11 protein-coding genes, 1 tRNA gene and 1 rRNA gene are annotated in these 14,871 nt (G+C 40.6%); 11 read left to right on the top strand and 2 right to left on the bottom strand.

Annotated elements, in window-relative coordinates:
- The first annotated feature begins 26 nt into the window (after positions 1 to 26).
- A 5S ribosomal RNA gene (gene rrf / locus BM308_RS12070) occupies positions 27 to 142 on the top strand.
- Positions 143 to 154: 12 nt separating this feature from the next.
- Positions 155 to 231: transfer RNA gene (locus BM308_RS12065), tRNA-Asp, on the top strand.
- A gap of 58 nt (positions 232 to 289) precedes the next feature.
- On the opposite strand, the gene BM308_RS12060 is transcribed toward BM308_RS12065, so the two are convergent.
- A complete protein-coding gene (locus BM308_RS12060; RefSeq protein ID WP_074945519.1) occupies positions 290 to 1,081 on the bottom strand; it encodes a substrate-binding periplasmic protein in 792 nt (263 codons plus the stop codon).
- Positions 1,082 to 1,284: 203 nt separating this feature from the next.
- Positions 1,285 to 2,082: a basic amino acid ABC transporter substrate-binding protein gene (locus tag BM308_RS12055; RefSeq protein WP_074945518.1), complete on the bottom strand. Its 798-nt coding sequence runs from the start codon at positions 2,080 to 2,082 to the stop codon at positions 1,285 to 1,287.
- 507 nt (positions 2,083 to 2,589) lie between these two features.
- Here BM308_RS12055 and aspS point away from each other — a divergent pair.
- From aspS to BM308_RS12010, 9 genes are all read left to right on the top strand, one after another.
- Entirely contained in the window at positions 2,590 to 4,353 is a 1,764-nt protein-coding gene (aspS, locus tag BM308_RS12050) for an aspartate--tRNA ligase (RefSeq protein WP_074945521.1), read from the top strand.
- Positions 4,354 to 4,379: 26 nt separating this feature from the next.
- Complete coding sequence (locus BM308_RS12045; protein WP_074945516.1) at positions 4,380 to 5,138, top strand: YebC/PmpR family DNA-binding transcriptional regulator; 759 nt, start codon at positions 4,380 to 4,382, stop codon at positions 5,136 to 5,138.
- Positions 5,139 to 5,264: 126 nt separating this feature from the next.
- Positions 5,265 to 7,223 (top strand): RNA polymerase sigma factor RpoD, encoded by a 1,959-nt coding sequence (gene rpoD / locus BM308_RS12040; protein WP_074945515.1) that lies wholly within the window; start codon positions 5,265 to 5,267, stop codon positions 7,221 to 7,223.
- A gap of 72 nt (positions 7,224 to 7,295) precedes the next feature.
- The gene (locus BM308_RS12035) at positions 7,296 to 8,162 is read left to right on the top strand and encodes a DUF5131 family protein (protein WP_074945513.1); all 867 of its coding nucleotides are present in this window, start codon (positions 7,296 to 7,298) and stop codon (positions 8,160 to 8,162) included.
- A gap of 178 nt (positions 8,163 to 8,340) precedes the next feature.
- Positions 8,341 to 9,603: an SLC13 family permease gene (locus tag BM308_RS12030; RefSeq protein WP_074945512.1), complete on the top strand. Its 1,263-nt coding sequence runs from the start codon at positions 8,341 to 8,343 to the stop codon at positions 9,601 to 9,603.
- A 466-nt stretch (positions 9,604 to 10,069) separates the two neighbouring features.
- The gene (locus BM308_RS12025) at positions 10,070 to 11,413 is read left to right on the top strand and encodes an FAD-binding protein (protein WP_074945510.1); all 1,344 of its coding nucleotides are present in this window, start codon (positions 10,070 to 10,072) and stop codon (positions 11,411 to 11,413) included.
- 48 nt (positions 11,414 to 11,461) lie between these two features.
- Complete coding sequence (locus tag BM308_RS12020) at positions 11,462 to 12,337, top strand: tetratricopeptide repeat protein (RefSeq protein ID WP_074945509.1); 876 nt, start codon at positions 11,462 to 11,464, stop codon at positions 12,335 to 12,337.
- A 41-nt stretch (positions 12,338 to 12,378) separates the two neighbouring features.
- Complete coding sequence (locus BM308_RS12015; RefSeq protein WP_074945507.1) at positions 12,379 to 12,759, top strand: hypothetical protein; 381 nt, start codon at positions 12,379 to 12,381, stop codon at positions 12,757 to 12,759.
- A 97-nt stretch (positions 12,760 to 12,856) separates the two neighbouring features.
- Complete coding sequence (locus tag BM308_RS12010) at positions 12,857 to 14,473, top strand: methyl-accepting chemotaxis protein (RefSeq protein ID WP_074945506.1); 1,617 nt, start codon at positions 12,857 to 12,859, stop codon at positions 14,471 to 14,473.
- The last annotated feature ends 398 nt before the right edge of the window (positions 14,474 to 14,871 follow it).

The following is a 14,871-nucleotide window of genomic DNA, read 5'->3' as shown; positions in this document are numbered from 1 at the left end:
AGTTTTTTAAGTTAAAACCCAATTCGCCTGGCGGCCATAGTGCTGTAGAACCACCTGTTCCCATTCCGAACACAGAAGTGAAATGCAGTAACGCCGATGGTAGTGCAACGTACGTTTGTGTGAGAGTAGGTCACTGCCAGGCATCCCTTAACGTGGAGCGGTAGTTCAGCCGGTTAGAATGCCTGCCTGTCACGCAGGAGGTCGCGGGTTCGATTCCCGTCCGTTCCGCCACTTTTTACATAAACCCAGTCCTTTGTGACTGGGTTTTGTGTTTCTGCCTTACCAATATTCATCGCTTGCAGTAATTTGAAGAAAACCATTTCTGGTGTATTTTATTTATTTCACCTGTCTGAATAAGATGATCAATGGCGGAGTTGATCTTCTCAATCAAATCCTTTCTGTATGCGCTCATAGCAATCTTATAGATGTGATTATAGCTATCAGCGTTGTATATTGGCTTTATTTCAAGTTTATTCAGCTTATGCTTGGTTTTGTAGTATTCATTACTGGATTTTGTATCTATCAGTAATTCACATTCATTTTTGTATAAAGAATCTACAGCCAAGTTAGAGCCGTTATAGATCTTGATGATTGTGTTTATGTAATGAGCTCTTACATAGTCGAGAATATGTGGCTTATTAGGAATACAGATTCTGGTGCCGTCTTGAAATTCTTCATTGGCACTTAATTTTAAGTCTGTATCCTTCTTTTTCAGATATGTCAGATAATTGAAGAAATATGGCTTTGAATAAACAATATTCTCGCTTTGGTTTTCTGGATTATTACTATCCATTGGAGCCATTACAACATCGACAAGTCTTTTATTGATATTGTTTTCTATTCCTGTAAAGGCAATGATCTTGAATTCAATCTTATAATCTAGTTTTCTTGCTATTGCTCTGATGACGTCAATATCATATCCGCTAAGATCACCCATACTGTTGGTAATACTAAAGGGCGCACTAAATCCGTCAACACCTACACGAATTGTCTTCTGTCTGGCGATTATAAGAGAGACAGCAGAAATCAGGAGTATGACCAATATCATTGCGGCACTTAGGACAATGGTTCTTTTAGGCACTTACTACATACCTCAATTTGGTTTTTTATTTGATATTAGATTACGGATTTAATACAGGTATTAAGAAAGTATGTTATTTGTGACTCAGTCTTGTCTGTTTTTTTAATATTGAGATGCAGATATAGTTAACTGATAGGGGAAGAGAAGAGGGTAAAAAAAAAAACAGGCAATTATTATTGCCTGTTTTAGTGAATTTTGATTTTTTATTTTCCTTTCAGAGATTCAAGGATGTTGTATCCGAACCAGTGTTTACTTACCTTCTCGAATACACCGTTATTCTCGATTTCCTTTAAGCCTTGGTTAATCTCTTTAAGGAGCTTGGTGTTGCCTTTCTGTACTGCAATACCATAGTATTCCTTGTTGATGTGCTGAGTGATTTCAACAGAGGTGAATTTACCTGAAACATCTCTTGCAAGGAAGAAATCATTTACAGGCTTGTCGTGAACTGCAGCAACACAGCTGTCATTTCCTAATTCAATGTAGGTCTCTGGAGGTGCATTGAAAATCTTTAGGTGAGATTTTGGCAGATACTTCTGAGCAAAGTTGGTACCGGTAGCTGCAAGCTGGGTACATAAAGTCTGACCGTTAAGCTTCTCGTATGAGTCGTATTTCTTCAGATTCTTTTTGTTGATTACATAACTCATACCGCAGAGGTAATATGGATCAGAGAAGTCTACCTTCTTGGCACGTTCTTCAGTAATAGTGAAACCTGAGATAATCAGATCGATATTACCTACCATTAGAGAAGGAATCAGTCCGTCGAACTGCATCACATTGATATTGACTTCGTAACCTAAGTGTTCACCAAGCTCTTTTATCAAATCAATATCAAAACCTGTGATATTACCTTCATCATTTATATAAGTGAATGGAGCAAATGCACCTTCACAACCGACATTTAATACTTTCTTCTGAGTAGCTGTTTCAGGGGCTGCAACGCTTGAAAATGACATAACGCCGATACAAGCTGCAAAAACGATTTTCTTAAGAGCATTGATCATAAATTAAACCTCCTTAGGCTCAACCCATTCTATCATAATTTTAATTATTTGCTGTGGACTGGAGATTTGTTTAAGTATGGTGCAATTTTTCGTAACATGATCACAAAAAAAGATTCTTCAGTATTCATTTATGATAGTCTGTTGATTTATTTTTCAGAAAAATATCCAGAAACAGATAGTCGGTCAAAAAATCAAATTTCACCTCTTTTGAGCAGTTTAATTTTTTTATTTAATCAGAACTCTTACAAACCGCGTATTCAAGCCATTCTGAATATATATAACTTTTTGAAAATGTTGATTAGGTCTCATTTATTTCGTATAATGTTGAAATTTTGAAATAATGTTATTTTGCGAGATCTGTTCATATTCGTTGAACGAATTCCCCGGAGTTTGTCCCTGAATATATAGTTATCGACCTTACTTCTGTAAGGTGTCTATATAATGGATAGATCTGCCAATTTTTTATCAATGCCTATAGAGTAAAGAGGCTAATATATTTTTATGTCAATGCGTTCAATTTACTGTGGTAATGTAAATCTTAGCGCCAAAGATACCCAGGTTACACTGTGTGGCTGGGTTAACCGTAGACGCGATTTAGGTGGTTTAATTTTTATCGATCTTCGTGATCGTACCGGTATTGTTCAGGTTGTTTTTGAGCCTGACAATCAGCAGTTACATGAGGTTGCTTCAACTTTAAGAAACGAGTTCTGTATCTGTGTTAAAGGTACTGTTAAGGCTCGTCCTGCAGATCAGATCAATTCTAAGATGGCAACTGGTGAAATCGAAGTTTACGCCAGCGAACTTAAGATCTTCAACAAGGCTGCAGCACTTCCTCTTGATTTCAATCAGGAAAACACCGAAGAGCAGCGTTTACGTTACAGATACTTAGACCTACGCCGTCCACAGATGGTTAACATGTTAACCACTCGTGCAAAGATTACTCACTTTGTTCGTGAGTTCATGGATTCACACGGTTTCCTTGATATCGAAACTCCAATGCTTACCAAGGCAACTCCAGAAGGTGCTCGTGACTATCTGGTTCCTTCACGTGTTCACCACGGCAAATTCTATGCTCTACCTCAGTCACCTCAGCTGTTCAAGCAGCTACTGATGATTGCAGGCTATGACAGATATTATCAGATTGTTAAGTGCTTCAGAGATGAGGACCTTCGTGCTGACAGACAGCCTGAGTTCACTCAGATTGATGTTGAGACTTCTTTCATGAGTTCTCAGGATGTAAGAGACATCATGGAGGAAATGATTGTTTCTCTGTTCAAGCACATGAAGAATGTTGATTTAGGCAAGCTTCCAGTAATGACCTGGGAAGAGGCAATGGACCGTTTCGGTTCCGACAAGCCTGATCTAAGAATTGACTTTGAGTTAAAGCTGGTTGATGAAGCTGTTAAGAATTCAGAGTTCAAAGTTCTATCAGAGCCTGCATGTGATGACAAGTCACGTGTTATCGCCTTTGCTCTTCCTGGCGGTGCCGCTTTAACCCGTCGTCAGATTGATGATTATACTGATTACGTTAAGAAGATGGGCGGTTCAGGTCTTCTTTATATCAAGGTTAACGAGATTGACAAGGGTGCAGAAGGATTAAAGGCTTCTTTCGGCAAGCATGTTACCGAGAAGGAATTAACTGATTTAGTTGCTTTATCAGGCGCTAAAGATGGCGATATGGTATTCATCGGCTGCGGTCCAAGAGTTAAGACTGCAACTGCTATGGGTGCTCTACGTCTTAAGACTGCTAAGGATGCAAATCTTGTTGCTGGCGGTTACAAGGCATTATGGGTTGTTGATTTCCCAATGTTCGAGATGACCGACGAAGCTGGTTTAACTGCAATGCACCACCCATTCACTGCTCCTAAGGATGTAACTCCAGAGCAGCTGATTGCAGATCCTATGTCAGTATATGCTGATGCATACGATCTTGTAATCAACGGTTATGAGTCAGGTGGTGGTTCTGTACGTATCTATGATCAGAACATGCAGAATGCTGTATTTACTGTTTTAGGTATTTCTCAGGAAGAGGCTCGCGAGAAGTTCGGCTTCCTGTTAGACGCTCTATCCTTCGGTGCTCCTCCACATGCTGGTCTAGCATTTGGTTTAGACCGTGTAACCATGCTGATTGCAGGTACTGATAATATTCGTGATGTAATCGCATTCCCTAAGACAACTGCAGCTGCATGTTTAATGACAGATGCACCTAATTTTGCAAATAGCGAGGCTTTAAATGAGCTTGCTATAGCTGTAACCGATATTGAAAAATAACGCCAGGCGTGAAGTAGGAGAAAAAAATGTCAGGACATTCCAAGTGGGCTAATATTCGTTTCCGTAAGGCAGCTCAGGATGCTAAGCGTGGTAAGATTTTTACAAAACTGATTCGTGAAATTACAACTGCTGCTCGTATGGGTGGTGGTGATGAGTCAAGCAATCCTCGTTTACGTTCAGCAGTTGTTGCTGCATTAGCTCAGAACATGACCCGCGATACCATCAAGCGTGCTATTGAGCGTGGTGTTGGCGGCGGTGACGGCGTTGATTTAGAGAACATCACTTATGAAGGCTACGGTGTTGGCGGTGCGGCTGTTATGGTTGAGTGTATGACCGACAACCACAACCGTACTGCATCTGACGTAAGACATGCATTCACCAAGTTCGGTGGTAACCTGGGTACCTCTGGTTCAGTTGGCTACCTGTTCACCAAGAAGGGTGTTATCAGCTTCGCTGAAGATGAAGACGGCAAGATGCCAATCGACGAAGAGAAGGCAATGGAAATCGGTCTAGAGGCTGGTGCTGATGATATCGTTACCAACGATGATGGTTCAATCGATGTTTATACTGCTCCAGAGGCTTTCGCTGATGTTGTTGAGGCATTTGAAGCTGCATCAATTAAGCCTACAAATGCTGAAATTTCTATGGTTCCATCAACTGAAGCTCAGTTAGACGCTGAAACTGCAGTTAAGTTCATGCGAATGATTGACGCAATGGAAGATCTTGATGATGTCCAGAACGTTTATCACAACGCATCACTACCTGATGACCTTGAGCTAGAATAAAAAAAATTGCGAAAATCTTTTTGCTTTTTAAGCGTTTCTAGCCTATAAATATTAAGTCGGGATGGGCAAGGGTAACCTTACCCATTTCGTGTCATATGACTACAGCTCCTAGGACTACTAAGATAAATGGATAATAATTCTGCAAGTACTGAGTTCAAACAACTTATTGCCAAGGGTAAAGAACAAGGTTACTTAACAATTGATGAAATCAATGATTTAATTCCACCTGATATTATTAGTGGCGATCAGCTTTCAGTTTTCATTCAGACCTTTGTTGACATGGGTATCACCGTATGTGAAACCCCTCCAGAGGCAGACGACATCCTTCTGAATGGCAATTCCCAGACAGACTCTGAAGACGTTGAAATTGTAGCAAATCAGCTGGACAGTTCTGTTGATATCGGCAGAACCACAGACCCAGTTCGCATGTACATGCGTGAGATGGGTAACGTTTCTCTGTTGACCCGTAAAGACGAAATCGAGATCTCAAAGAGAATCGAGAAAGGAACCAATGAAGTTCAGGTTTGTCTTGTTGAGTATCCTCAGGCAATGGAAGAACTGTTTGCACGTTATGAGCAGACAATGGATCCTTTATCTGAAATCAAGATTGGCGATATCATCAACGGTTTTGCCGACGGTGCTCCTTCACAGGACGACACTGAAGTGCTTGAAGACATTGATGAGAACGCAGAAGCTGAGCTGGATAAGGAGCTAGAAGCTCTGGATGAGGCTGATGGCGATATCGATCTTGATGATACACCATCAAAGAAAAGCGCTAAGAAATCCAAGAAAAAAGCTCAGGTTTCAGATGATTCAGATGACGACGATGATCTGGATGATGCAGATGACAGTGCTGATTCTCCAAATGATTCAGGTCCTGATCCAGAAGAAACCCGCAAGAGATTTACTGAACTTAGAGTGCAGTTTGACAAGGTAACTGCTGCTCGTCAGAAGTCAATGACTGACAAGAAGTATCAGAAGGAACTTGAGAAACTGATTGAAATCTTCCAGTGCTTCAAGATTGTACCTTCTCAGCTTGAGTCATTACTTCGTAAGATGCATGACACTATGGACAGTGTTAAGCGTCAGGACAGAAGAATCAGAGAAATTGCTGTTGGCCGTTGTGGAATGAAGATTGACGAGCTCAAGAAGTTCTATAACGAAAACGAGAATGTTGCCGACATGGGCTGGTTCGAGAAGGCCTGCAAGGTTAAGAAGCCTTCACACGCCAAGTTCAAAGATTACGAGGCGGATGTTCAGAAGTGCGTAAATGTTCTTCGCGAAATCGAAGAGAGTTCAGGTATTTCTATTGCTCGTCTTCGTGATCTGGCAAGACGAGTTATGAAGGGCGATGCTCTTGCAAAGAAAGCCAAGAAGGACATGGTTGAAGCAAACCTGCGTCTGGTTATTTCTATTGCCAAGAAGTACACCAACAGAGGTCTACAGTTCCTGGATCTGATTCAGGAAGGCAACATCGGTCTGATGAAGGCTGTAGATAAGTTTGAATACCGTCGTGGTTACAAGTTCTCAACCTATGCTACCTGGTGGATTAGACAGGCTATTACCAGATCAATTGCAGATCAGGCCCGTACTATCCGTATCCCAGTTCACATGATTGAGACCATCAACAAGCTGAACCGTATTTCAAGACAGATGCTGCAGGAGAAGGGCAGAGAACCAACTCCAGAAGAGCTGTCTGTGAAGATGGGCTTACCTGAGGAGAAGATCCGCAAGGTAATGAAGATTGCTAAGGAGCCAATTTCTCTTGAGACTCCAGTTGGTGATGATGACGATTCACATTTAGGCGATTTCATTGAGGATAGCTCAATTGTTGTACCTGCTGAAGCTGCAACTTCTGAGAGCCTGAAGAACGCTATTAACGGTGTTCTGGATGAGATGCCTCCACGTGAAGCTCAGGTTCTGCGTATGCGTTTCGGTATTGGTATGCCTTCTGACCATACTCTTGAAGAGGTAGGTCGCCAGTTCGGTGTTACCCGTGAGCGTATTCGTCAGATTGAGGCCAAGGCCTTAAGAAAACTGCGTCATCCATGTAGATCACAGGGCTTACGCGGCTTCTTAGATTAAAATCTTCTAATCCCCGGTTTATCCGGGGATTATTGTATCTATACTTTTCTTCTTTTCTTTGAGGTATCTGTTTTGCACGATATCTGGAATCCCTGGCATGGCTGCATTAAAATTTCTGAAGGCTGCAGAAATTGTTACATGTTTTTTCAGGACAGAATGCGTGATCGAAATGGTGCCGATATCTATAGGACTAAGTCTTTCTATTATCCTCTTGAGAAAAATAAAAATGGCGGTTATAAGGTTCAGTCAGGTGAAATGATTCGCGTCTGCATGACATCTGATTTCTTTCTGGAAGAAGCTGATGTCTGGAGAGATGAAGCTTGGAAGATTATACGTCAGCGCCCAGATGTAAAATTCTTCCTTTTAACCAAAAGACCGCAGAGAGTTCTTGAGCATCTGCCTTCAGACTGGAATGATGGGTATGATAATGTGTTTTTTAATGTTTCTGCAGAAAACCAGCGGAGAGCTGATGAGCGAATTCCAATTCTTTTAGAGCTGCCCTTTAAGCATAAAGGCGTAATGTGTGCTCCTTTTATTGGTCCTGTAACTCTTGATAAATATCTCTCTACAGGTCAGCTTGAGCAGGTGATTTGCGATGGAGAGAATTACGCCGGTGCAAGACCTTGTCATTACGAGTGGGTAAAAACATTATCTGATGAATGTCGTAAATATGATGTGACCTTTGTCTTCTGTGGAACCGGAAACTATTTTGTTAAGGATGGACGAAAATACAGAATCGAGGGCAGTACGGTTCAGAGTACCCAGGCTTTAAAATCTGGACTTACATATATTGGCCGACAGATTGAATTCAAACTTGTGGATGCCTTGGGCATGCCGATTTACCCTGACGAGCTATATCAGCCTCATTTTAAGGATAGGTGCGACAGCTGTGGAATGAAGGCTGTATGCAATGGCTGTTCAGACTGTGGAAAGTGTTAAATAACCTCTTTTTAAGCATACTATTCTTTAATTTCAAATTTTTTATTTGAAATTCATTGCAAATATTTAATAAATATAATTCAACTTTTCTTCGTTGCGTTATCACTCACATAAAAGCCTTATAGAAAATGATAAAAATAACTAATATAGCAAAATGCTATCAACATAAGGATAGAGTATGGATCACGCTACAATAACTTTAATCGTATTAGGCGTAGTGGCTTTTCTGTTCGTGACAGAACTGATCCCTGTTGCCGTAACTTCAATATTAGGAACCTTAACTTTAGGTGTGTGTGGAGTTCTTACTCCTAAAGAAACCTTCTCAGGCTTATCAAACGACACGGTTGTTCTGTTTGCTGGTATGTTCGTAGTAGGAACAGCAATGCTTGAGTCTGGACTTGCTCAGGCAATCGGTCGAATGGTTGTTAAACGAGTCGGTACCAGTGAAGTTCCGTTGATGATTTCCTTCATGCTGTTAACAATTATCATGTCAGCTTTTGCTTCTAATACCGGTACCATCGCCTGTTTAATGCCTATGGTTATTGGTGTTTGTGCTTCTGCAAAGATCCCTGCGACGGCAATTCTGATGGCAATGGCGGTGGCTGCTAATGCCGGCGGTATGATGACCATGGTTGGTACCCCTCCTAATATGTTCGCAGTATCTGCCCTGCAGGAACGAGGCTTGGAGCCATTCGGTTTCTTTGAGTTCGCCTTTGTTGGTGCTCCTGTTGCATTCATCAGCGTATTCTTCATGGTATTTATCGGAAGAAAGCTGCTTCCTAAGAACGATTCTGATTTAGGTGTGCTAGGTAATGAGCTAACTGGTTCAGGTTCACCTCGTCAGCGCTGGACTGTTCTTGGTATTCTGATTTTTGTAATCTACGGTCTTATCTTTGGCATTCCTGGTTTGTCTCAGGCTATGATTGCTATTATTGGTGCGGTTGCCTGTGTGATGACAAGATGTATTACCGAAAAACAGGCCTATAAGGGAATTGACTGGGTTACCATCTTCCTGTTTGCAGGTATGTTGCCTATTGCTGGTGCTCTGGAAAAGACCGGTGCCGGTAAGATGATTGCAGAATCTGTTATTGGTCTTATGGGAGATAATCCTTCAGATACCGTGATGATGTCTGTTCTGTTCATTATTTCCTGCGGTTTAACCCAGTTCATGTCCAATACCGGAACTGCAGCTCTGCTGATTCCAATCGGAATTTCAATTTCTGAGGAGCTTCATGTTTCTCCATACGCAGTGGTAATGGCAATTTCAATTGCAACCTCCTGCGCATTCGCAACTCCTGTTGCAACTCCTCCAAATGTAATGGTTATGAATCCTGCTGGTCTACACTTTATTGACTATATCAAGGTTGGTACACCACTATGTATCATTGGCTACATTATCAGTGTATTCATTATTCCTATCGTATGGCCATTTAATCCATAAAAAGATTTAATTCCATAAAAACTAACATCAAAGGGAGCTAAGGCTCCCTTTATTGTTCGAATTTAGTGAAAATCTAAAACGTTTGCTGTGCCTTTTACTTATACTTTACATCTAATTTAAATTAGATATATATCAAATTCTTTCTTGTTAATGCTTAGACTCTGTGTTAATATTTCTCCGCTCTTGGATAATATATTATAAAACCGCGTAACGCATCTCGAAAACGTATACAAAAGTTTGCATTCAATATTGATCAAGATCACATTACTATTCACTATAAAATAAAACCCTTTCATCTTTATGCAACAGCTGTTGTATATTCACTCTGTCGTTTTTTACGACTAGCACAAAAGTATAAATATTTACCTATGTAGTAAACATATGGGTATCCGTATGCTTGCTAACTTATTGAACTTCAAACATAAAAGTAGGTCTTCAGAAAGGCGAAGATTTACAAAGAGGTATCATGAACATTGCAAACTGGGGTAATTATCCACGCATAAAGTCTCATTTGTTCTCAAACGTGACTCTTGACGAGGTACCTGAGCTGACTACTCATAAAAAAGATCTGATAGTCAGAGGTAACGGTCGTTCATGTGGCGACTCTTCATTAAATAAGAATGCAATTCTTAATCTTTCCAAGGTTAAATTCAATAAAAAGGGAATGATCTACAACTACATTGATCATGAGCTTTTAGTAAATTCATCTGCATCCATTGGAGAGGTTCTGGATAATTATTCCTTGAAGAATATTATTCTTCCAGTTATACCTGGTAGCAGAATCATCTCAGTTGGTGGAGCAATTGCTGCAGATATACATGGCAAGAACCATTATTTAAACGGTTCACTTGTTAATCACGTCAGATGCCTTGATATTCTTACTGCTTCGGGGGAGCTGATTACAGCCACTCCAAAGGAGAACAGTGATCTTTTTTATGCAACTTGTGGTGGCATGGGACTTACTGGAATTATTGTATCTGCAGGCATAAGGATGACTAATACAGAGACTTCTGTATTAAAGCAGCAGATTTCTCTTTGTGAGAATATTGATAAACTGATCGAGGAGAGTCAGAATCACCGCTCCTCTGAGTATTTTTCAGCCTGGGTTGATCTCTCCTCCACCAGAACTCACGGCAGGGGAGTTGTAATTTCAGGGAACTTCGCATCAGCAAGAGAGCTTCTTGATCATGATGTAGCTTATCTTGAGACAGCATACTCAAATTCTCTTTTGACTGTACCGTTCTATCTGTCATCAAAGTTATTCAATCATCTTTCTGTTAAAGCTTTAGACCGTCTGTATTATCACATGCAGAAACATAAGCGTAGAAGAGCTCAGTTCACTGGTCTGAACAGTTTCTTTTTCCCAATGGATGCAGTAAAGCACTGGAACCGTCTCTATGGTCGCAGAGGCTTTATTCAGTATCAGTTTGTAGTCCCTGATTCTGATGTATTAAAGCAGATTATATTTCTGGTAAAAAGAGAAAGACTCTACTCAACTATGGGCTCTTTAAAGATTTTTGGCGAACAGAACAGACAGTATGGTTCTCTAAGCTTCCCGATGAAAGGCTATTCTCTTTCTATGGACTTTAAGCTTACCCCTAATCTTTTTAAAGTTTTGGATTATATCGATGAGATAGTGGCTGAATCCTCGGGACGAGTTTACCTAGCCAAAGACAGCCGTATGAAAGCAGAAGTATTCAGAAAAATGTATGGTAGAGCCGTTGACGAGTTTTTAGAAGTAAAGGCTAAATACGATCCTTGTAACCGATTTAATTCTCTGCTTGCGGAAAGACTGTGTCTCAAGCTTTAAATTAAGCCTATCTCCGGTGATATTTAAAAAAATGAAGAGTATGTGGTTATGAGACGCATTTTAAACAATTTACTAATATCTATGCTTTTTACAGGAGTGTTCTCTGCTGATGCTGGAGATCTCAATGATAAGTGGTCTTTGCTGTGTAAGACCGGGGATATCTCCTATTGTAATCTTATAGGCAGAAATTATCTTTCCACAAAACATTACAGTGAAGCCTTCTCCGTCTATAAAAGGGCGTGTCAGAAGAATAATGCTGAAAGCTGTGCCTCTCTTGGTTATCTATATATGAATGGTCTGGGAACCCATAAGAGTATCCGTAAGGCTAAAGATCTGTTATCAAAATCCTGTACTCTCAAATATGGAGAAGGCTGCTACAATCTGGCTTCTTTGTACGAAAACGATTTTGAATTTGAACAGTATCGCTCTCATGCTTTTGAATATTATGAAAAAGGATGTGAGTTTGGCAATGCCGACTCCTGTCTTAACCTTGGCATTTTCTACTCTGAAGGTAAATCTGTAAAAGCAGATTTTTCTAAAGCCTCAAAGTATCTGGATTTAGCCTGCAGCGGTAAAGTTGGCTTCGGCTGCTTTCTATCTGGAGAACTTAATTCTGGTGAGTTTGAAAGACATCATGATTATGAAAAGGCTTTGGATTCATATCTTAAAGCATGCGAACTCTCTGTAGCTGAAGGCTGTTCCTCGTTAGGTCTTATGTATGAGGAAGGTAAGGTAGAGGAGCCTGATCTGGAAATGGCTGCAGCATACTATAGTATTGCCTGCAGACTTAAAGATCCTAACGGCTGCTATTACCTTGCTATGGCTAAGGAAAAAGGACAGGGAGTGCCTAAGGATAAACTGACGGCAAAGACTCTTTACAAGACAGCCTGCAACCTTGGTCAGTTTTCAGCCTGTCAGAATTAAAAAAATAATAAACAACAAGCAAACAACATAAGGAAACAACAATGAACATCATTAGCTATGAAGAGATTGTAAAAACAATCCCTAAAGAGAAATATCACAATTACAGACTGAGAATAGACAGGACTGACAGTTTTGTGTCTTTGGATAAATTCATGGAGGATACTGCAAGACTTAAATTAGCCCTACCTCCTAAGTATCAGTCTCTTGCGGTACTGACAGAACAAATGTCAGAAGAAAATCCCAAGCTCGTGCTGCAGAAAATTGTATCTCACAGTATGGGGGAATTTGGCTTTGAAGATTTAAAGGATATTTCCTTTGAACGCTTTGAGGATGAAGCCCGCTATGCAATTACTGATGAGATTGAACTTTATAAAAGAATTTGCCTAACCTCAGAAGAGACTGAAGATCCCCAGAAGGTTTAGGCTTAATTAATAATTAAAAGATTTTCAGCAAAGAAAATTACATGTGAAAACAAACGTTAATTCATTGTTAGATAGTCAAAATAAAGGAACGTCAACTATGCCTATATTCAGCAAAATGTCTGTACGGGGAAAGCTTGTATCTGCATTCTTCTCCATCATTATCCTGACCATCATGATTTCTGCAATTTCACTGATGCAGCTTTTCAAGACCAATGATGTCATCAAATATGTACATTTCATTCTTGGTACCAGATATGAGGCGGTAAGTAAGATCTACTACGCAATGCTGGATGTGGAACAGATCTGCTTTGAGCTGCAGGGTAATCTTCAGGCGTTGAATCCTCAGAAGGAAAAGACTCTTGAAGAAAAGATGGCTGTACTGCAGGAGGCAACAGATTTTGTAGACAGGACCGATACCAATAATCGCTCTAACGTTGATCCTATTGCAGAAGGGGTTAAGGCATATATCAAGGAAGTTAAAGAGGAGTTTCTTCCAACCATGAAGGGCATCAATGCTCCAATGGCTCCGATTATCTACGAGAAAAATCTGTTCCCCGTTGGGGATAAGGTAAAGCAACATTCTCTTGCAATAACCAAGCATCAGATTGAACAGACCACCGGGAGAGTTGATACAATTGCAAGTTCAACTCCGATACTTATTATCATGGTAGTATCGGTTAGTGCTGTTGTAATTGCCGCTCTTATTGCACTTTTATTCTCAAGAAGTATTGTTTCCGTACTTAATCAGGCTGTTGGTGCTGCTGACAAGATTGCAAGCGGTGATCTTACCCATGAAACTCATTCAAAACGCAAGGATGAATTTGGAACTCTCCTGCAGCGAATTGAAAACATGAGAGTACAGATGAATTCGCTGGTTGGTCATATTAAAACCAAGACCTATTCAATTGAGGAGAAAATCTCCGCTATCAATGATGTCACCAATCGCATCAACGAGTCTTCGATAAACACCCAGAACCGTGCCCTTACAGTAGCTGCTGCTTCAGATGAGATGGTTTCTACCACAGGTGATATCGCCAAGAACTGTGAGAGTGCCGCTGCATCCGCAGATCAGTCAAATGTAACCACTAGTCAGGGCGTATCCGAGGTTGAGTCTGCTATAGCCGGTATTCACAGCCAGGTGGAGCAGTCTAAGAAAGATGCGCTTCAGATACAGGCACTTGTAGAGCAGTCCCAGAAGATTGGCACTATTGTACAGACCATTGAGGAAATTGCCTCTCAGACTAATCTGCTTGCGCTGAACGCTGCTATTGAGGCAGCCCGTGCAGGTGAGGCCGGTAAGGGCTTTGCCGTTGTTGCTGATGAGGTTCGCTCACTGGCATCCAGAACCAGTACTTCCACTCAGGAAATCATCAGCATGGTTTCAAAGATTCAGAATGATGCTAATGAAGCCAATCAGTCCATGAATGCCTCTCTAGAAACCATGAACTCCCTTGCTCAGAGAACTTCAGGGGTATCTGGTCTTTTAGGATCAATTTCAGAACAGGTCTATGGAGTTAATTCCCAGATTACCCAGATTGCTACTGCAGCTGAACAGCAGACTACAGCTACAGCAGAAATCTCTTCAAATATGCAGAGCATTACTGAGATGGCTAAGCATCTGACCACAGAGGTTGACGAGGCTAAACTCTGCGTTTCTGAGTCTGTAAGTCTTCTGAATGAACTTCTTAATGAAGTTAAGAATCTTAAGGTTTAGCTTAAATTATGCTCTAGTTTTTGCCAGTAGCTATTACTGGCATTTTTTTTGACTGTTGCAGAATAGTTACAAAAAAAACGTTCTGTAAAATAATCAAAAATTTATATCTATTAGCCAAAAGTCAAATACCCTCGGATAAATCCGAGGGCTTGCTAGTCAGCATAATATAGGTACAAGCGATACCAATTGGTAATCTCCCTACACTGCCAGCATCATCGGACAATTGACAATGCCCGCTTTGAAAAAGAGTTTACTCTTAATCATTTATTTTCCTTTTTGTATCTAGGATTCTTTTCTCCTGACAGCCATCTCTTTCCAAGATTCTGAATATTCATGGCTCCAACTCTGTCATCATTGGATTTATAGCCGCATGGGCAGCTATACAGATGTCTGTTATG

Origin of the sequence: Succinivibrio dextrinosolvens, assembly GCF_900116345.1 — a bacterium.
Classification (GTDB): Bacteria; Pseudomonadota; Gammaproteobacteria; order Enterobacterales; family Succinivibrionaceae; genus Succinivibrio; species Succinivibrio dextrinosolvens_B.
This window is presented reverse-complemented; position numbering and strand designations above follow the sequence as displayed.

Bases quoted from the DNA above. Each gene is read 5' to 3' on its own strand.
- BM308_RS12055 (WP_074945518.1), bottom strand. From the start codon at position 2,082: ATGATCAATGCTCTTAAGAAAATCGTTTTTGCAGCTTGTATCGGCGTT.
- aspS (WP_074945521.1), top strand. From the start codon at position 2,590: ATGCGTTCAATTTACTGTGGTAATGTAAATCTTAGCGCCAAAGATACC.
- BM308_RS12045 (WP_074945516.1), top strand. From the start codon at position 4,380: ATGTCAGGACATTCCAAGTGGGCTAATATTCGTTTCCGTAAGGCAGCT.
- rpoD (WP_074945515.1), top strand. From the start codon at position 5,265: ATGGATAATAATTCTGCAAGTACTGAGTTCAAACAACTTATTGCCAAG.
- BM308_RS12030 (WP_074945512.1), top strand. From the start codon at position 8,341: ATGGATCACGCTACAATAACTTTAATCGTATTAGGCGTAGTGGCTTTT.
- BM308_RS12025 (WP_074945510.1), top strand. From the start codon at position 10,070: ATGAACATTGCAAACTGGGGTAATTATCCACGCATAAAGTCTCATTTG.
- BM308_RS12020 (WP_074945509.1), top strand. From the start codon at position 11,462: ATGAGACGCATTTTAAACAATTTACTAATATCTATGCTTTTTACAGGA.
- BM308_RS12015 (WP_074945507.1), top strand. From the start codon at position 12,379: ATGAACATCATTAGCTATGAAGAGATTGTAAAAACAATCCCTAAAGAG.
- BM308_RS12010 (WP_074945506.1), top strand. From the start codon at position 12,857: ATGCCTATATTCAGCAAAATGTCTGTACGGGGAAAGCTTGTATCTGCA.